Raw genomic sequence first — 18,459 nt, forward strand, 5'->3', positions numbered from 1 at the left:
GAGTCCTCGCGGCAGGAGACGAGCCCGGCCGCACATCCGGAAGGCGGCGGGCCGCGATCTTCTCAAGGCGGGGATCATCGTCGCCGCCCTGGTGGGATTGCTGATGCTTCTGGGACGCTTCGCCTAGGCGGAGCGCCGGGGTGCCGATGCGGCGTGCAACCCGTCAGCGACCGTCAGCGGTGCGCACGCCGAACCAGAGATCCTTGACCTGGTCGAAATGCGTCTTCGGGCTGTAGGCCGCCACCGGCACGGCGGTGAAGCGCACCGTCAGCCGGCCGATCGCCTGCACGACGCCGTAGGAGAAGATCACGCGGTCGCGCTGCGCCGTGATCAGGTTCACGCGGGCGTTGAGCAGTTCCTGCTGCGCGTTCAGCACGTCGAGGGTGGTGCGCTGGCCGACGCGCGCTTCTTCGCGCACGCCGTTCAGCGCCACCTCGTTGGCCTGGACCTGCGCCTGGGAGGCGATCACGCGGGCCTTGGCCGCCTCGAGCCGTCCCCAGAAATCGACGATCTGGGCCCGGACCTGATCGCGCACCTGCTCCGCCTCGATGCGGCGCTGCCCGGCCGTCTCCTTGGCCTGGCGGATCTGCGCGTATTCCTGGCCGCCCTGGTAGAGCGGGATGGTCAGGCGGCCGAGGATCGAGGCCGCGTAACCGCTCGTGTTGGCGAGCTGCTGGTCGTAGGCCTGCTGCACTTGGCCCTGCACGCTGAGCGTCGGGTAGAGCGTGCCCTCGAACACCTTCACCTGGGCCTCGGCCGCGTCGACCGCGTGGAAGGCCGAGAGGATCTGCGGGTGCTCCTTGAGGCCGACGGCGACCGCCTGGTCGAGGCTCGCCGGCACGTAGCGGTCGAGCGGGCGGCCGGGGGCGAGCTGGCGCGGCTCGACGCCGATGTTCTGGCGGTAGATGCCGATCGAGGTGCGCAGAGCCGATTCGGCGGCGCTCACGTCGGCGCGGGCGCCCGCGAGGCGCGCCTCGGCCTGGGCGACGTCGGTGCGGGTCACCTCGCCGACGTTGAAGCGGTCGCGGGTCTGGCGGAGCTGCTCCTCGAGCACCTCGACGTTGTTGCGCCGCAGCTCCAGGGTCGCCGTGTCGGCGAGGACGTTCATGTACGACTGCGCGGCGCTGAACAGGACCGACATCTCGGTGAAGCGCAGCGTCTCGCGCTGGCCGTACACGCCCGATTCGGCACGGCGGGTGTTGTTGTCGGTCTGGAAGCCGTTGAACAGGGTCTGGTTGACGACGAGGCCCGCCGAGGCCGGCTTCAGGAGCTGCTGCCGAGTGCCCCCTTCGAGGCTGCCCTCCTGCTGGGTGACGCCGGCCTGCACGTTGATCGACGCGGTCGGGCGATAGCCCGACTGGGCGATGGCGACGTCCTCGTCGCGCACGCGGGTGAGCGCCCGGCTGGCGTTCAACTGGGGGTTGCCGCCGTAGGCCTTGGCCATCGCGCTTTCCAGCGTCTCGGCCGAGGCCGGCGCGAGGGACGCGGCTACGACCGACGCGAGCCCGAACGCCGCGGATCGTGCGCAGAGCGATTTCTCGCACTCCCGGAAAGATCGACGCAAAACCATGAACTCTTGCCCAATTCGTCGGCTTCGACGGTTCATATGACGAGCCGCGCAGGTGATCCGGCGCGGCTCGGGTCGGCGGACCGGCCTACTGCTTCTCGAAGCGCGCCTGGATGGTGTGTCCATGCACCTTGGCGGAGAGCACGACCTTCGCGCCCGCGGCCAGCGGAGCCTTCAGGTCGCCGACGAGCTTGTTCGGGGCGGCGGGCTTCAGAGTCAGCGTCTCGGTCTTGCTTCCGGCCTGTACGAAGGCCTTCGCCGTGAGGCCAGCCGTGTCGACCGGCTTCCCGTCCTCGCCGGTCAGGAAGAACGTGACGCCGCTCTCGGAGGCGACGAACTCGATGGGATGGCCGTCGGAGACCGTGGTCTGACCGCCGTTCGGGCCTGCGGCGAGCGACGGCGACGCGGTGGCCAGGGCCATGGCGACGGCCGCGATGCGAAATGCAGAGCGCATGGTGATGTCCTTTCTCGGTTGGTTGAGTTGGCCTCAGAACGCCTCGACCGGCGTGCTACCCGGAGTGTCGGGAGAGACCTCCGAATGGCGTAGAGCATCGGTTCGCAGCCGTTCGAGCGGCTTGCGACCGAAGGTCAGGAACAGGACCGGCGTCAGGACCGTGTCGAGGAGCGTTGCGCTGATCAGCCCGCCGAAGATCGTCACCGCCACCGGGTGGAGGATCTCCTTGCCCGGCGCGTCGGCCCCGATCAGCAGCGGCACAAGCGCGACGCCCGCAGAAAGCGCGGTCATCAGCACCGGCGCCAGCCGCTCCAGGCTGCCGCGGATCACGAGTTCCCGACCGAAGGGGAGCCCGTCATGGATCGCGAGGTTCAGGTAGTGGCTGATCTTCAGGATGCCGTTGCGGGTGGCGATGCCGGTCAGCGTGATGAAGCCGATCATCGAGGCCACCGAGAGCGGCTGCCCGGCGAGCCAGAGGGCTGCCACCGAGCCGATAAGCGCCAGCGGGATGCTGCCGAGGATGATCAGCGTGAACACCACCGAGCGGTAGCGGCTGTAGAGCAGGGCGAAGACCAGCGCGAGCGAGAGGAGCGAGAGCAGGCCGATGGTCCGGCTCGCCTCCGCCTGCGCCTGGAAGGAGCCCTCGAGGCTGGTGGTGTAGCCGTTGGGTAGGTTCGTCGTGGCGACCTTCTCCTGGATGGCTTGGACGATCCTGCCCATGTCGGAGCCGGCCTGGGTATTGGCCTGCACGACGATGCGGCGACGGGCATTCTCGCGCAGGATCTGGTTCGGCCCGTCCGTCTCGCGGATGTCGGCGATCTGCCGCGCCGGCACCCAGCCGGACGGCGTCTCGACGAGGAGGTCGCCGAGGCGCTGAGTGGTGCGCATGGTGTCGGAGAGGCGCATCACCACGTCGAAGCGGCGATAGCCGTCCACCACCCGCGAGACCACCTGCCCGTTGGACAGGCGGCTCAACTGCTCGACCAGGGCGGCGGGCTGCACGCCGTAGAGGGCGGCCCGGGCGTAGTCGACGCGGATCTCGAGTTGCGGGATCAGCACCTGCTTCTCGACCTGGAGGTCGGCGAGGCCGGGGATCTCGGCCATGCGCTGCCGCAGGTCCTCGGCGAGGGCGCGTAGGGTGTCGAGGTCCTCGCCGAAGATCTTCAGCGCAATCTCGGCGCGCACGCCGGACAGCATGTGGTCGAGCCGGTGCGAGATCGGCTGGCCGACATTCACGTTGACGGGGAGCACCGCGAGCCGCCCGCGGATGTCGGCGACGAGCTCGGGTTTGGGCCGGGCGCCCGGCTTCAGGTCGACCTCCAAGTCGGAGGAATGCACGCCCTCGGCATGCTCGTCGAGCTCGGCCCGGCCGGTGCGACGCCCGATGGATTTCACGTCCGGCATCTCCAGGAGCAGGCGCTCGGCGACGAGTCCGATGCGGTTGCTCTCGGCCAGCGAGATGCCGGGATTGAAGGTCATGTTGACCGTGAACGAGCCCTCGTTGAAGGGCGGCAGGAACGTCCGAGGCAGGAAGGATGCCGCGATCCCCGCCACCGCCACCCCCAGGCCCGCGACCGCCATCACCAGCCGGGCGTGCCCGAGCAGGCCGCGCAGCAACGCGGCATTGGCGCGCTTGAGCACGCGCACGAGCCCGCTCTCGTGCTCCTCCAGCCGCTTCAGGCCCGGCAGCAGGTAGTAGGCCAGCACCGGCGTCAGGGTGATCGAGACGAGGAGGCTCGCCAGGATCGAGACGATGTAGGCTTGTCCCAGAGGCGCGAAGAGCCGGCCCTCGATGCCCGACAGGGCGAAGAGCGGCACGAAGACCAGCACGATCACCATCGTCGCGTAGACGATGCCGGAGCGCACCTCGTTCGAGGCGGAGACCACCACCTCGAAGACGGAGCGTGGATTGCCGGCCTTCCGGTTCTCGCCGAGGCGCCGGAAGATGTTCTCCACGTCGACCACGGCGTCGTCGACGAGCTCGCCGATGGCGATGGCGAGCCCGCCGAGCGTCATCGTGTTGATGGAGAGCCCCGCGAGGTGGAACACGATGGCGGTGGCGAGGATCGAGACCGGGATCGCGGTCAGCGAGATCGCGGTGGTGCGCACGTTGAGCAGGAAGGCGAACAGCACGACCGCGACGACGACGACCGCCTCCATCAGCACGGTCTCGACGTTGCGGATCGAGGTTTCGATGAAATTGGCCTGCCGGAAGATCAGTTGGTCCGCGCGTACGCCCTTGAACGCGCAGGCCTCGCCGGCCGGCTCCGTCAGGGACGAGGCCCCGGTCTTTCCCGCACCGGCGCCGCAGGCGTTCAGGCTGGCGGTGATGTCCTTGAGCGCCGCTTCGACCTCGCGGGTGAGGCGGACCGTATCGACGCCCGGCTGCTTCTCCACCGAGACGACGACGGCCGGCGCGCCCATGTAGCCCGCATCGCCCCGCTTCACCCGGGCGGCGAAGGAGACCTCGGCCACCTGCCGAAGGTAGACCGGTCGGTTGTTGACCGTGGCCACGACCATGTTGCGCAGGTCGTCGAGGTTCATGGTCCGGCCGAGGTTCCGGATCAGGTACTCGCGGGCATACTGGTCGGTGAAGCCGCCGCCGGTATTGGTGCCGAACTGGGCGAGCGCCGTCTCCAGTTGGATGTGCGTGATGCCGAGCGCACGGAGCGCCGTGGGCTGGGGCGCCACCCGGAACTGACGCACCTCGCCGCCCATCGGGATCACCTGCGCCACGCCGGGGATCGCGAGCAGGCGCGGCCGGATGGTGAAGTCGGCCAGTTCCCGCAGCTGCATCGGCGAGACCGAGCCGCCGCTCAACGCCACCATTACGATCTGGCCCATGATCGAGGAGACCGGGCCCATCATCGGATTCACGGTCGGGGGCAGTTGCGGCCGCACCATCGCAAGCCTCTCTGAGACCTGCTGGCGGTTGCGGTAGATGTCGGTGCCCCAGTCGAACTCGACGTAGATCACCGAGAGGCCGACGCCCGAGACCGAGCGGACGCGGGTGACGCCGGGCAGGCCGTTCATCTGCGTCTCGAGGGGGAAGGTGACGAGCTGCTCGACCTCCTGGGGCGCGAGGCCCTCCGCCTCGGTCATGATGGTGACGGTCGGCCGGTTGAGGTCGGGGAAGACGTCCACCGGCAGCTTCGTCACGACGAAGGATCCGTAGAGGACGAGCACGGCCGCGAGCGCCAGCACGAGCAGGCGGTTGCGCAGGGACTGCGTGACGAGGAGCGTGAACATCGGGCGCCTCTCCTCAGCGGACCTGGTTGAGGAGTTCGGCACCCTGGGTCACGATCCGCTTGCCCGGCACCAGTCCGGACACGACCAGAACGTGGCCTGCGTCGAGGGGCTCGACGCGCACCTCGCGCGGTTGGAAGCGCTCGGGGGCGGTGTGCTCGTAGACGATGTTCTGTCCGTTTCCGCCGCGGACCACGCTCATGCGCGGCAGCGACAATCCCGCCTGCTGCGCGTCGGTCGCGGCCAGCACCGTGACGAACTGCCCGGTGCGCAGTTCCGGCGGCGCGCCCTGCACCGCGAAATGCAAGGGAACGGCCTGGCTGCGGTCGGCCAGTCCCGCGCCCATGTAGGCAAGACGGAGCATCCGGCCGCTCGCCATGCGTGCGGTGGCGTCCTGCCCGCCGGCCAGCGCGTCGAAGCTCAGAGCCTCGACCCAGAGGCGCGTCGGATCGACGATCTGGAAGACCTGCACGCCGGGGCTCGCCATCTGGCCGGCGACCGCGTTCGCCTCCGCGATGACTCCGTCGACCGGTGCCTTGAGCGCCTCGGGCTGCTGGCGGATGTTGTCGAGGGCCGAGCGGCGGTCGAGCAGGCCTTTCAGCTCGGCCTGGGCGTCCTCGAGCTGAACCTGCGAGACGGCACCACCTGGCGCGAGCTTGCGGTAGCGCTCGACCCGCCGCTCGACGATCACGATCTGCTGGTCGAGCTCGCCCTGGCGCTGGCGCATGTCGGAGACGTCGACGGCCTGGACCGGCGGCGTCACGTAGGCCAGCACCTCTCCCTTCCGCACCTTCGTGCCGAGCCGTGGGAAGATTCCGGACTCCGGAGGGGAAAGGCGGCCGCCGACCGAGGACTGGACCACGCCGCTGGCGCTCGGATCGGGAACGATGCGGCCCGGGAGTTCGATCGTCCGACGGAGGGTATCGGAGGCGATCACCACGGTCCTGACCGCGAGGACACGCTGCGTCGGCTTCGGCACGAAGATCGATCCGTCCGGCTGGCGTCGCGCCAGGTCCTGGGAGCTCGGCGCCGCCATCTGAAGAATCTGGGGCGCAGGTGCGCCGGTCCCGCCATGGCCTTCGTCCGCGAAGGCACGGGGCGCGAATGCGAGGGCAACGACGAGCGCGACCAGGGCGGTGGCGGGCAGGTAGCGCCGTCCACGCATCAGAAGCGTGACGGCGATGCCCAGGAGAAAGCCGATTCCCCCGATCGCCAGCGGGAGCGGATCAGCCTCCTTGAGGTGGCGCCGGAAGTCGTGGGCCGCCGCGAGGCCGATCGTCCAGGCGGAAGCGCCCGCCGCCTGGGGCGCCGGTTGCGGCTCCGGAACGACCAGCGTGACCGGAAACATGTCGGCGGCACCGGCGGCCGTCACGGTGAACAGCACCTCGTGCTCGCCGGGATGGGCGCTCCAGGGAGCGTCGAACGCGTAGCTGCCGTCCGGCATCGGCGTGCCGGCGGCCGGTCCTTCGGGCGTCTCCGCCTGCACGGCGGCGTCCGTCACCGGCTCGTTCGTGCCCGCGCGGTCGAGGAAGACCGCCAGCCGCCCGCCGCGGGCGATCGCCACCAGTTCGAGGGCATCCGTGCTGGATGTACCGCGCGGCGCGGTCGACGTCGGCGGACCCTGTGCTTCGCTGCCGTGGTCGTGACCTTCGTGGGAGAAGGAAGTCGTCGGCGCGCAAGCCCAAAGGGCGAGCGTCAGGACGGCCATCCGCAGGGCGGAGGCGGAGAGTGAACGCATGGAGAATCAAGCCTTCGCGATATGGGAGGCCGGCGGCGACCTTCCGCAGGCGACCGCTCGGAACGCGCGTCGAAGCGCGGACCTCAGGCGAAGGTTCGAGGGGGCTCGGGTAGCGTCTCGGGACTTACGCTGTCAAACGCGACGACGCGGATCCCGGCCAAGGTCCGCTCCAGACGCCAGGAGACGGGCACGGCCGCACAATACCAGCGCGCGAGCGAGGCTTGGCAGCAGCAGCAGCTCATCCCGCATTGTGCGGCCGATGCGTCGCCGTTGTCCCGTTGTTCCACGTCGTCTGACAGGCCGCGCGACAGCTCGGCATCCGATTTGTCGGAATGGTCGACCACAGCCACCTTCGGATAGCCGGCGTGGCTGGCGCCTGCATGCGCATGACCCGCGCCCGCCATCGAGAAGGCGGCAAACATCACGACCTGGACGATCGTGAGGAGTTCGCGCCAAAGGGACCGGGTCGCCGACATGACGCGGCGTCCATATCACATCTTGGCCGTCCGGCCATCCGCTTTCTGTTGCCGAGCAGCCTCGCCCTGATCGGTTCGCGTGCCGACCTCGCATTCAAACCACCGCAGGACGGCGAGACCATCGGAATGAAGTTCCGCGCGAGGCCTTCCCGATGCCTCGCGCGGCCGCGGTGCGAGCCAGCGCCTTCCTGTGACGGTGGGGTGGACGGCGTACCGGCTTCGAGCCGGGCATGCTCGGGGCACGTCCGGCGCTTCGCATCTCGGCGCCTGCGTGTCGGCGCTTCCGTGACGAACGGCGTCGGATCGCCGCGTCTTCGGTCCGGACGAACGGCCCTCGAGACGGCCGCGGCGCCGACCGGTCCGACCTCGAGGCATGGCGACTGGCGGTCGGAGGCGGGAGCGGCAGGTCGGCGGAGGCCGCATCGAGGCGGATCTCGGCGGTTCGGTCACGTGGCGACGTCGAGCACGTCCGGATCAGCGACGTTCCGGCAATCCGACCGGCACCTCGACGTACAGGCCCCGGCGGATCTGCCCGTGCCTCATGATGTGACGCTCCCCGCGCGCCGCCATCGTCGGACGATCCGTCGACGGCCGCAACGTTCGCCATGCCGAGCAGGGAGGAACTCGTGCGCTCGATTTGACCACGATCAAACTTCATTGCCGCGACGTCACGCAACATCGGATTCGGGGCGCCTGCGCCTCGATCGCCACCTTGATCGCGCTCGGGATGGATCGTGCCGGCCGAGATCGGAAGAGTCCGATATCACGCAGTTTCTCGCGCGAAGGGCCATCGACATGCTCGCATGCCGGACAGATGAAGAATTCAGCATGAAGTTCACGCCCGTCGATCGAGAAAAACCGCTCGATACCATCGCGGCGCGAGAACGGCGGCGAACAACCGAGGCGGCCTGACGGAGAATTCGAGGATCCGAAGTCCGACATCGGCGGCAGACGAAGGCCAGGTGACAGGAATGGATATCGAGTACCGGTCCGACCTGGATGGGTTGCGCGCACTCGCGGTCAGCCTGGTCGTCCTCTTCCATCTCGGCGTTCCCTGGTTGGCGGGAGGCTATGTCGGCGTGGACATCTTCTTCGTCATCTCCGGTTTCCTCATCACGTCGATCGTCGCGCGCCAGATCGACGAGGGCCGGTTCTCCCTTCTAACCTTCTACGAAAGAAGGGCACGTCGCATCCTGCCCGCTCTGATCGCGGTTCTCGCCGTCGTGCTGGTGTTGTCCGCCTTCGTGCTTCTGCCGTCGCACCTTCGACCCGTGCCGCGCACCATCTGGGCCACGCTCCTCTTCGGCTCCAACGTGCTGTTCGCCCAGGAGGCCGGCTATTTCGCCAGCGACGTCCATACCTTGCCCTTGCTGCACACATGGTCGCTTGCCGTGGAGGAGCAGTTCTACCTTGCCTTCCCGCTGCTGCTCGCGGCGCTGCACGCCTTCGGATCGAACCGGCGTGCCGCGGTCGTATGGACACTCGCGCTCGCTTCGCTCGTCCTCGGCATCGCGCTTCTCGCCGACCATCCGAACTTCACCTTCTACATGTTGCCGACCCGTGCTTGGGAACTGCTGACCGGCTCGCTGCTGGCGATCGGCGCCGTGCCGAGGATCAGCCGCCCGAGCGTGCGGCTCGCAGCAGCGGCGGCGGGGCTGGGCCTGATCCTCTACGCCGCATTCGGGTTCACGCAGGACACGCCGTTCCCGGGCCTCAATGCGCTCTATCCGGTGCTGGGCACGGCGCTCGTCATCCACGCGGCACCCGGCACGCCCGTCGGCCGAGCGCTCGGGTGGCGGCCGGCGGTCTTCGTAGGGCTGCTTTCGTATTCCCTCTATCTCTGGCACTGGCCGATCATCGTATTCGCCCGCTACGTCCTCGACCGCCCGCTGCAAGGGGCGGCTCAGGTCGGCGCGCTCTGCGCGATGGTCGTGGCGGCCTTCCTGTCGTGGCGCTTCGTCGAACGCCCGTTCCGTTCGCCCCGTACGATCCGACGCGGCCGACTTCTCGGCCATGTCGCCGTGGCATCCTCGGTCCTGTTCGTTGGATCGGCCGCGTTGCGCCTCCTGGACGGCTGGCCGGGACGCTTCGCTCCGGAAGTCGTGGCCTTCGATGCGGCCGCCGGCGGTTTCAGCCCGCTCCGGGAAGCCTGCCACGGCGCCGTCGGACGGATCGTGGGACAGGTGGAACCCTGCGCGCTCGGTACGCCGAACACCGTTCCGACCTATGCTGTGTGGGGCGACAGTCACGGGGTGGAACTCTCATACGCGCTGGCAGAGCATGCTGCCCACAACGGGACGTCCCTCGCGCAGCTGACCGCATCGAAATGTCCGCCTTTCCTGCTGGTCGATCTGCCGGAACTCCCTGGATGCGCGGAGCACAATCGAGCTGTCCTGGGATGGCTCGGCAACCAGCCGCAGGTCCGTACCGTCTTCATCGTCGGTTTCTGGGCAAACCGAACCTACGCGGAGCTGGACGATTTGGACGACGGCCTCCTCAACGCCGTCAGATCGCTGCGAGAGGACGGGCGGCGCGTCATCCTGATCGATGCGGTGCCGGCGAACGACTTCGACGTGCCTCACCGCCTCGCCAATCTTTCCCGGACCAAGCCGCTGTCACCGGTCGCCGGCATCTGTCCAAAGGCCGTCGATCATGCCACCGCGTATCTCGAGCTGGCCCGGCAGATGCTCGTCGAAGCGGGCGTGGAGATCGTGCGCCCCAGCGAGACCCTCTGCACGGACAAGACCTGCGCCATCGTCAGCGGGAACCGACCGCTCTATTTCGACTCGCACCATCTTTCGGTCGACGGCGCGCGCATGGTCGCAGCCGCAGCCGCAGCCGTATTCGGTTGCCGGCCCGACGAAACGCAATCACACCTGTGAGCCTCTGCATCCGACCGCTCTCGGACGTGGTCGTCCGCTCCGTCGATCCGCCGGAAGCACGGCGCATCCGGTGGCCGACGCCTGCGCGTCGGCCACCGAGCTCGCCCGCCGCGGCTTGTTCTCCGGTCGCGGCAACAAGGAAGTTCCGCCGCTCCTCGCGCATGGGATTTGTCTCCCGCCCATGGAAGCACCGGAGCCGGCCCGGGGCGGCGCTGCCGCGGGGCGCGGACGGAGGGCCGGAAATCCATCGCGCGAGGGACGAGGCGGCCTCGGCGTCCGCCGCCCGCATCCGAAGCCCGCACCGGATTCCGACTCTCGACAGACGGCGAGGGCTGCCGGCGGCGCGTTGCGTCGTCGAGGTCCGCGCCGCCGGCCAAGGCTTTCAGCGCTACCGATCGCGCGGCTCCGGAAGGAGCCGAGGCGGTCCGGTGCAAGTTGCGGAAACGCCGCGCAGCTCGACGCCGAAACGCGAATGGCTGAAGAACAGGCGCGGCAACCGCGCCCGACGGCCCCGTGGAGACCACCTGCCCGTCGCCGCGCGTGGTGGGTGCCGCGGTCGGCCGGCAATAGCGCACACGAAACGACGACGGACGATCGCCCCGATATCGATACGACCGCGTGGTGCCTGAGCGGTCATCGGGCCGTCAGCGTCGACCCTAGGATCGTCGACGTGCTGGACGTTCGCCGAATTGCGAGATCCGCCTGATCGGCGCGGTCGCGGCTGGTAGCGATTCCCAGCGGACATGCCCTCGATCCGCGCGCACGGCGCCGCAACCACGGAACGACCGCCGCGCACCTTCAAGGTCTGACCGTAGCCGGCGCGTCCGGATGGGCATCGGGCTGAGCCGACCATTCGCTCGAAACGTAGGAGCTTCCCGGAAGTGCGACCGTCAGGCCGAAGGCGATCACCGCCAGCGCTCCGGAAAAGGCGGCGGGAACGAGAAACGCCTGGGGGCCTAGGGAAGACTGGAGGAAGCCTCCGGCGACCGCACCGGAGGTCAGACCGACCCAGAGAGGCGCCTGGATCCAGAACGACGGGGCGGGCTTGTGCAAGACCATGTTTGCGAGGCCGGTTCCAAACCGCACCACGGTGCCCGTGACGTAGGTGAGAGCGATGCTTCGTCCACCCTCGTCCTGAAGCGTCGCATTCAGTATGCCCAGAGCGAAGACCACCGGGTAGGCATGCAGCGGGAACGCCTCGGGCCCCTCCGGAAGCAGGTTGCCGATCGCGAAGAGGAAGGCCTGTACGCTCAGAAGCACCGAGAGGCGCCATTGTCCCGACCATGCCGCCAGCAATGTGCCGGAGAACGCCCCGAAACAAAACAAGGCAATGGTGCTGCCAAACCTTGTCACGCCTACCCAGTCGAACAAACTAGCCGACACGCCGAAACGCGTCGTGTTGCCGCTCATGAACGACATAAAAAGCTGGGAATGCTCCAGAAATCCGATCGAGTCCGACGCTCCGGCCAATGCAGAAAGCGCCACGGCAAGTGATACCCGGCTTGCCGAATTTTCAGGAAAGGACTTATCCAACCTCACAGGCCTCCAAGCAAATCTTTGCCATATGCGTTTGTCTATTAATGTCGCGCCCGACCCTCGCTCGCACAGTCCCGCTCGGATCTTCATCTTCAAGCGACTTGCACGATCCCAGACTTCCTGCAGATGCATGGCGAGCCGTGCGCCGAAATCTAGCTAGCGTCGTGTCTTGCCTCGCGCGTGGCTCGATCGTGTCAAAGTTCGAACACTTCACTTGACGACATAGATCGATGGTGCCGAGTCGGTCGCATCCACGGCCTGTTTCGAGCGGAACCGAGGCGCGACGTCGATGGACACGGTCGACCGAGATCGAGAGAAGACGGGTTACCGCTCCCAGGCTTCTTCGGATCCGTTGTCAGGCGTGGCTTCGGCCGCAAGATTCCGCGGGGCCGCATCGGTCCGGCAGTTGCAGGATCGATGTCCGCAGTCCAATCCTCTCAACGCAGCCACCCACTGACTCTGAAACCCTTGCAGAGGCTGCCTTCCCACACATTCGCTCTGAGCCAATTAGCCTGCCGAGATTCGCAGCGTCGAAATCTTACCGACCAATAGTGTTGGTAGAACCATCCGGAAGGCGCTCTGGACCGTCCTGACACTCGAAATACATGATTGATTCCACGTTTCCGATCGGCTGCACTCCAAGTGCGGTGCCATACCGGTCCTGTCCACCGTCACGCTATTCACGACCCTTGCTCCGAACGACCGATCAGCAAGGGCAACGGGCACCCCAAATCATACGGACCCTGGGGTTCTTGACCTTGTGCGCCGCATCGACGGGATGCTGCACGACACCGTGCAGGTTCCGACGCAGCGCAGCCTATATGCGGTCGTGGATCTCGTGCGCTGCGGTCGCACCCATGACCACTGAGGATGCCGCCGGGCCAGACCTGTATCTCGACAATCGCGCGAAGCGCGGCCTTGTTCAGGTCAACGTGCGGTCTGGTCGACCTTGATAGCGAGAATCTCTGAGGTTTGACGTAGCGGTGCGGTGCGCCCAAGCGCCCCCCCGGGACCCAGGACGATCTGGGGCCGTCCGGTGACGTCAACCGGGCACGCCGCAAGCGGATTGCGCGATGACCGCTGCATCGATACCAACAGTCGGACGATGACGTCGGCGCCTCGATGCGCGACAACTTCAGAACTACTTGCTTCGTACTCGCCTTCTAACAACGCTTCATCCTAACTTCCTTTGTCCCCGACCGATTCTCTGGATCGCCTTGGTCTAAAATCAGACAATTGGGTCAACGTTGTATGCGATTCGCGCAATCGCCTCTCTGAGAGGCTCCTAATCCATAATCTTGGTGCCCTGGTGCCGGACGCGTCGGTGGCGCCGATCTCGAAGCTGGCGGGCTTCCTCACCGTGGTGTCGATGGCCGCGCTCGGCCTCGGCGTCGACGTGCGCGTGCTCGCCCGGGTCGGCGCCCGCGTCACGCTCGCGGTGACCGGATCGCTCCTCGTCCTGCTCGCCATCAGCGTCCTGCTCATCCGCGGACTCGGCCTGAGCTAACATCAAAATTCGGCATCATGCCCGGCGGCGGCTCAAAATATATCTCCATCGAGATCGCACCAGCATCTATGCTCCACGTGCAGAGCACGGCCATCATAAGGAATATATCATTTATGGAAATGAGACTTAATACTTGAGCTTGATAGCGACTCAGGAGTGCAAGCCAATCACACGCACCTTGTTCGGGCCGGAAAGGGTCGAGGCACCAATATGATTTGGTGGAAGCCCGGATCCGCGCCCTAGATGTTTGACCATTCTCGTCCGGAGACAGGGTCGAGGCTGGATCGGCGACCGACAGTGCGATCACACCGGTGGCGGTACGTCGGCGGCGCATGCCAGTCATCGGGCCGGGCGAAGACCTCACCCGATTGAGCGTTTCGATACCATTCCGTCTGCGACGACCTCCCGACCGCTCCGAGCGTAGCTGAAACGATCCGCGTTTCCGGCATCAGGAGGCCGCGTGCGCACGTTTAGAGCCGTTGCCGATCACGTTGCGATCGGCAACGGCTCCAGGCCCTTGTTTTGACGCGCTCTTTTCGCCGAACCGGTATCCACTTCGGCGGAGAGCGCTCTAGTAGCGGATCGTTGCGCGCAGTCCGAACACGGCCGCGTTGTGGATTCTGTCGCCGTCTGTGTCGCGGGGGTCGGCGATGCCGCCACCCGGTCGGAAGACGTATTGGAAGTCGGGCTGCAGCGTGACGCCTGGGGCGAGCACCGCTTGATACGTCAACTCCAGCACCGCCTCGCTGCTGCGGCGCGGACCCGGCAAGCCTGCCAGGAGGATCGAGTCCGTATCGAAGCCACGCGTGCTGCGCGAGACCTGCGAAAGCGCGAATGCCACGCCCATCGTGTCGTCTGACCGGCCCGGCAGCAGGCCCTTGTAGCCGATACCAGCATCGACGTAGAAGTCGAGCAGATTGCGGTCGGTCGGCGAGGACGACACCCGCACGAACACGGACGCGCCATCATTCGGATCGTCCGGTTCGCGGTACACGGTCTGGTCGATCATTGCATAGATGCCGCTGTCCCCACGATAGAAGCGGCCGACCCCAGTGCCGGATGGATCGACGAGCGGGCGGCGCTGCTCGTCGGATCGAAGGTCGTTGAAACGGCCGAAGTGGTACCAGCCACCCAGCGTGAACGTGCCGGGCTCGATGTCGTCGTGCGCTTCGAGACCGTAGGCGTAGGCCGCCTCCGCGACGACCAGGGCCGGATCGTTCGTGCGGAAGCTCGTGCCCGTCCGGTTGCGCCGCTGGGGATCGAGGTCGTTCCCAACCCGAGCGCCACCGGCCGGATCGCCGTCGAACACGCCGATCTGCAGCGAGAAGCTCTTGTCGGGCACGTACTTGGCCCGCACGGCCGGTGTGGCGAGCGGATAGATGGGGCCACCGCTCGGCAGGACGACGGCCATGATGTTGGGCCATCCGAATGTCGAGTTGACGAAGAGCGTGCCGGTCTGGCTGACGGCGAACTCCGTATCGCTGGCGAGTTGACCGATTCGGAGGCTGAACCGGTCGTCGAACCAACGCTGCTCGAACCAGAGTTCGTAGAGACGCGACGAAGGCAGCGCCTCGATGGCGCTGACCGTGATGAAGTTGTTGACGAAGTAGCGCGACAGGCCGGTACCATGGATCTGGTAGAGATTGGCATGGATGCGTGCACCCTGCCAATCCAGCAGCTCTTCGAGATCGGCGTCGAACTGCAGGTCGAGGCGTCCCTCGGCGACGCCGCCCCGGCGAGAGCCGCCGGCGACGTTGGCGAAGCTCTCGCCGATGTAGGTCAGGCTGTAGCTGATGCCGTTCCGCTGAAGGAAGCTTCGGTATCCGCCGGGGTCCCCATAGGGACCGAGCAGTTCCTGGACCGAGGTCGTCAGGTTCGCTGACGGCTTGGCGGACGTATCGGGCTGAGCCACGGACGTCTGAGGGTCCCCGCCAGCACCACGCAGGTTGCGGACGAAAGGTACTTCGGTCGCAATGCGGAGAGACTCGGACGAGGCCTCGGCGAAATCCTGTGCAGTCGCATCCTGCCAAGCCGGAAGAAGACCGATCCCCATGGCGGCCAGTCGTCTGACCCACACCACGCCGCCCTTCCTTGCTCCATCCGCAGATCGTCGGAAGGGCCATATCACTGCTTCGTGACCGAGCCGTGGCAGAGCCTTTTCCGGTCTCGGTCCCATCCCCGCTTCAAAGCGGGGGCCAGTCACAGGAGGTCGCTCGCTGTCGCATGGTGGGACGGCCCTGGATCGTCCCATACGTTCTCGTCATGCGTCATACTCATTCCGAGCCGCCACGCCGCGGCATTCAAGCGAGCGACGAAGGCCTCCTCGGTACCGGCGAGTGCGACCGCGAGGGGCACGGCTGCATCGTTGGCGGAGACGATCGGCAGACCGTTCAGCAGATCGTCAACGGAAATCCAGCTCCCGGGAAGCAGGCACATCGAGCAGGGCAATCTCAAGCCGCCCAGCGTCAATCCTGTGACGGAATTGGCCGGGTCGCGCGTGGCGATGGGTGCCTACCAATCCAACCTGAAGGTGATCGCGGCGCTCGACGACCTCAACAGGCGCACAGTCGACCTGCTGAAGATCCGAGGAGAGTCATTCGCTTGAGACGCCCGTTCGTTCGGCTCCGCGGCGCAGCGGATGCGCGCGACGGCGACGCCGATCGGCGAGCGCGTGCAGCACGGCTCTCCATACCGGCTCGGGCTGCTCGGGGTCGAGAAGTTCGCTCTCGCTCAACGGCAGCACGACTCCTGCGGCTGATGCGTCCAGGGGAATCAATGTACGCCCAGTGTCGCTGCGGAGAGACTCGATCGCCGCAATCAGCGAACCCGTGCGTGCCAGGGTGCGGGCGATATCGTCCGGTGGAATGCCGAGGTGCTCGCCGAGAAGCGCGTCGCGCAAGCCGAGAATCTCTGCCGCTACGGATCGATCGGTCGCATGGCCAGGCATGGCTTCGACGGCCAGATCGCACTCGGTGTCGAGGCCCATCGAGCGGTTGTTCAGGTTGGATGAGCCGATCTTCAGCAGGCAGTCGTCGACGATCAGCACCTTGGCATGTACATAGATCGGCTGCCCGGCTGCGGTCACCGGACGATAGATGCGAAATCGTCCGAAGCGATCCGCGCCGCGGATATGCGCTAGAACACGGCCGCGTCCCCGTCCCATGGCCGCTTCCTCGAGCCAGCCCATGGCACGCTCGGGATTGATCACGACGATCTCCGGCCCGTCCGGCTCCCTGAGACGGGATGCCATGGCCTCGGCAATGCAGCGTGCGGCGAAGTACTGGCTCTCAATATAGATCGTGTGTCGCGCGGCCGCGATGGCGGCGAGGTAGAGTTGCTCGATCTCTTGCACGTTGGGGCGACCGCGAAAGGACGGCGCGGTCCGGGCGATCCCCACCTGCATGTCGCGCAGAAGTGGCCTCAGCCCGTCGGGCCAGGGATCATGTGTAGGGGGCCTCGGCGGCGCGACGCGTTCGCCAGTGGCGCGATGCCAGCGCTCACGGGCCAGGACACCGAGAGCGGCGGCGGCAGCGCCGTCGACCGCGACCGCGGCGTCGTGGAACGGCGCGTATGCGCGTCCTGACGGGCGCACCCGGCGCATGTCCTGGTCGGCATGGTCGCGAGTGTCCCAGCGGTCGTCTGTCATGTCGATGCCGCCGCAGAAAGCTAGCGCGTCGTCGATTACCACGATCTTCTGGTGATGCGAGGCTCCGGGCGGGTGAGCATTGTCGAGCCTGAACTTGAAGCCGCGGGCCCGCATCCAGTTCAGGAGGTAGAGCGGCGTCGTGCCGCGCGCCAGCGTGCCGAGGACTCCTAAATTCCACTGCAGCACGCGGATACTCAGCTCCGGCCTGCGCCGGCCGAGTTCCGACAGGAATGGGCCGAGTTCCTCTGGCAGACCCGGCAACGGGTGGTCGGGGTCAAGCTTGATGCGGGTGTCGAACTCCCAGCCGATGAACAAAACTGCGTGGCGGGCGCGCAGAAGGGCGCAGCGCAGATGCGCGAAGTAGGCGGCGGCATCGACGATCGGGGCAAAGCGGGCTGCGCGCTCGACGCGCCAGCAGGTCAGGCTTGGCTGCAGCAGCTTCGCCCCGCCCGTGAGCGCGACCGATGCCGTATGGGACGGATGATGCATCGGCGCGTTTGGTCCTCGGATGGCAGCCCGTTGCATCGTGGCGCTGCAACGGAGCGCGGGCTGCGCTTTATGGTGTCCGCGTATGAACCCTCCTCCGCTTTGTGCGTTCCCGATCCGACCTGCGGCGGCCACGATGCCACGCTTGACCGCACGGGGCTCGGCTCTGCGGTACCGATTCAGACCCAGGACATCGGCTATTCCGGCGCGAGCACCGCGCCGAGCGGCTGGCGGGCGCTTCACGCAAGGCGTCTCCAGCGTTGAGGCCGCACAGCTTCGCGGCTGTCCATCATCTTGCAGGAGACGCCATGTCCCGGATCGCCCCTCCCCTCGCACCCTTCCTCCTGACCAGCTTTGCTGTTGCCCAGACGAGCCCGTCCACACAGGCGCCAGCCCTTGCGGCCGCTCCTTCGGGTGCTGCGCAACCCTCCCACGGCACGACCGGTCACAAGGAGCGTGAGCACGAAGGTCTGCAGACCGCCAAGGTCTCGCTCGCACAGGCTCTCGACACGGCCGAGAGCAAGGGACTTGGTCGCGCGATCGAGGCCGACTTCGAGAGCAGGAACGGCAAGCCGTACTTTGAAATCAAGGTGCTCGGCAGCGATGGTAAGCTCACCGACTACCACATCGACGCGACCACGGGGCAGGTGACCAAGAGCGACAACCATCCGATCGAGAGCTACTTCATCCGCTTGAAGCCCTCCGACGTGCAGAACGCCCCCACGAGCCTGAAGCAGGCGGTCGCGACCGCCGAGCAGAAGGTGGGCGGCAAGGCGGCCGAAGCGGAGATCGAGCGTGAGACCAGCAGCGTGCAGTACAAGATTACGGTCATGACCGGCAGCCAGTCGCAGGAGATTAGGGTCGGGGCGGACGGAAAGATCATGCCGAGCAAGTAGGTCGGCGGCACTGGGCGGAGTTCTC

Annotated in this window: 12 protein-coding genes and 1 pseudogene; 4 read left to right on the plus strand and 9 right to left on the minus strand. The window is 66.9% G+C overall.

The genetic code is table 11. The features are described from left to right. Positions 1–163 precede the first annotated feature (163 nt). From MET9862_RS03775 to MET9862_RS03795, 5 genes are all read right to left on the minus strand, one after another. Complete coding sequence (locus MET9862_RS03775; protein ID WP_142581777.1) at positions 164–1,570, minus strand: TolC family outer membrane protein; 1,407 nt, start codon at positions 1,568–1,570, stop codon at positions 164–166. 85 nt (positions 1,571–1,655) lie between these two features. Continuing rightward, positions 1,656–2,021 (minus strand): hypothetical protein, encoded by a 366-nt coding sequence (locus MET9862_RS03780; protein WP_142581778.1) that lies wholly within the window; start codon positions 2,019–2,021, stop codon positions 1,656–1,658. Between the two features lie 33 nt (positions 2,022–2,054). Then, positions 2,055–5,270, minus strand: coding sequence for an efflux RND transporter permease subunit (locus tag MET9862_RS03785; RefSeq protein WP_142581779.1), 3,216 nt, complete (start codon positions 5,268–5,270; stop codon positions 2,055–2,057). A 13-nt stretch (positions 5,271–5,283) separates the two neighbouring features. Beyond that, positions 5,284–7,005: an efflux RND transporter periplasmic adaptor subunit gene (locus MET9862_RS03790; protein ID WP_142581780.1), complete on the minus strand. Its 1,722-nt coding sequence runs from the start codon at positions 7,003–7,005 to the stop codon at positions 5,284–5,286. A gap of 83 nt (positions 7,006–7,088) precedes the next feature. Then, positions 7,089–7,481 carry a hypothetical protein gene (locus MET9862_RS03795; RefSeq protein WP_142581781.1) on the minus strand — a complete coding sequence of 131 codons (393 nt, stop codon included), beginning with the start codon at positions 7,479–7,481 and terminating at the stop codon, positions 7,089–7,091. 971 nt (positions 7,482–8,452) lie between these two features. On the opposite strand from MET9862_RS03795, the gene MET9862_RS03800 reads away from it, so the two are divergent. Further along, a complete protein-coding gene (locus tag MET9862_RS03800) occupies positions 8,453–10,363 on the plus strand; it encodes an acyltransferase family protein (RefSeq protein ID WP_142581782.1) in 1,911 nt (636 codons plus the stop codon). Positions 10,364–11,161: 798 nt separating this feature from the next. On the opposite strand, the gene MET9862_RS03805 is transcribed toward MET9862_RS03800, so the two are convergent. Further along, entirely contained in the window at positions 11,162–11,896 is a 735-nt protein-coding gene (locus tag MET9862_RS03805; protein ID WP_244612548.1) for a YoaK family protein, read from the minus strand. A 1,291-nt stretch (positions 11,897–13,187) separates the two neighbouring features. Here MET9862_RS03805 and MET9862_RS03810 point away from each other — a divergent pair. Continuing rightward, positions 13,188–13,406, plus strand: a pseudogene (locus tag MET9862_RS03810) (putative sulfate exporter family transporter); the annotation flags it as partial. Between the two features lie 571 nt (positions 13,407–13,977). Here the strand turns inward: MET9862_RS03810 and MET9862_RS03815 are convergent. Beyond that, positions 13,978–15,459 (minus strand): carbohydrate porin, encoded by a 1,482-nt coding sequence (locus MET9862_RS03815; protein ID WP_142581827.1) that lies wholly within the window; start codon positions 15,457–15,459, stop codon positions 13,978–13,980. A 146-nt stretch (positions 15,460–15,605) separates the two neighbouring features. Next, positions 15,606–15,842, minus strand: coding sequence for a D-alanyl-D-alanine carboxypeptidase family protein (locus tag MET9862_RS03820; protein WP_142581783.1), 237 nt, complete (start codon positions 15,840–15,842; stop codon positions 15,606–15,608). Here MET9862_RS03820 and MET9862_RS03825 point away from each other — a divergent pair. Beyond that, positions 15,772–16,011 carry a flagellar basal body rod C-terminal domain-containing protein gene (locus MET9862_RS03825; RefSeq protein ID WP_142581784.1) on the plus strand — a complete coding sequence of 80 codons (240 nt, stop codon included), beginning with the start codon at positions 15,772–15,774 and terminating at the stop codon, positions 16,009–16,011. The two genes, MET9862_RS03820 and MET9862_RS03825, sit on opposite strands and share 71 nt — an antisense overlap. Here the strand turns inward: MET9862_RS03825 and MET9862_RS03830 are convergent. Then, positions 16,000–17,541: a phospholipase D-like domain-containing protein gene (locus tag MET9862_RS03830; RefSeq protein ID WP_142581785.1), complete on the minus strand. Its 1,542-nt coding sequence runs from the start codon at positions 17,539–17,541 to the stop codon at positions 16,000–16,002. The genes MET9862_RS03825 and MET9862_RS03830 overlap by 12 nt on opposite strands. Before the next feature lie 305 nt (positions 17,542–17,846). Between MET9862_RS03830 and MET9862_RS03835 the strand changes: the two genes are divergently transcribed. After that, the gene (locus MET9862_RS03835) at positions 17,847–18,434 is read left to right on the plus strand and encodes a PepSY domain-containing protein (RefSeq protein WP_142581786.1); all 588 of its coding nucleotides are present in this window, start codon (positions 17,847–17,849) and stop codon (positions 18,432–18,434) included. The last annotated feature ends 25 nt before the right edge of the window (positions 18,435–18,459 follow it).

This window comes from Methylobacterium symbioticum, from assembly GCF_902141845.1.
Lineage (GTDB): Bacteria > Pseudomonadota > Alphaproteobacteria > Rhizobiales > Beijerinckiaceae > Methylobacterium > Methylobacterium symbioticum.

Excerpts from the sequence above, each read along its gene's own strand:
- MET9862_RS03775 (WP_142581777.1), bottom strand. The coding sequence starts at position 1,570 with ATGGTTTTGCGTCGATCTTTCCGGGAGTGCGAGAAATCGCTCTGCGCA.
- MET9862_RS03780 (WP_142581778.1), bottom strand. The coding sequence starts at position 2,021 with ATGCGCTCTGCATTTCGCATCGCGGCCGTCGCCATGGCCCTGGCCACC.
- MET9862_RS03785 (WP_142581779.1), bottom strand. The coding sequence starts at position 5,270 with ATGTTCACGCTCCTCGTCACGCAGTCCCTGCGCAACCGCCTGCTCGTG.
- MET9862_RS03790 (WP_142581780.1), bottom strand. The coding sequence starts at position 7,005 with ATGCGTTCACTCTCCGCCTCCGCCCTGCGGATGGCCGTCCTGACGCTC.
- MET9862_RS03795 (WP_142581781.1), bottom strand. The coding sequence starts at position 7,481 with ATGTCGGCGACCCGGTCCCTTTGGCGCGAACTCCTCACGATCGTCCAG.
- MET9862_RS03800 (WP_142581782.1), top strand. The coding sequence starts at position 8,453 with ATGGATATCGAGTACCGGTCCGACCTGGATGGGTTGCGCGCACTCGCG.
- MET9862_RS03815 (WP_142581827.1), bottom strand. The coding sequence starts at position 15,459 with ATGGGGATCGGTCTTCTTCCGGCTTGGCAGGATGCGACTGCACAGGAT.
- MET9862_RS03820 (WP_142581783.1), bottom strand. The coding sequence starts at position 15,842 with ATGTGCCTGCTTCCCGGGAGCTGGATTTCCGTTGACGATCTGCTGAAC.
- MET9862_RS03830 (WP_142581785.1), bottom strand. The coding sequence starts at position 17,541 with ATGCATCATCCGTCCCATACGGCATCGGTCGCGCTCACGGGCGGGGCG.
- MET9862_RS03835 (WP_142581786.1), top strand. The coding sequence starts at position 17,847 with ATGTCCCGGATCGCCCCTCCCCTCGCACCCTTCCTCCTGACCAGCTTT.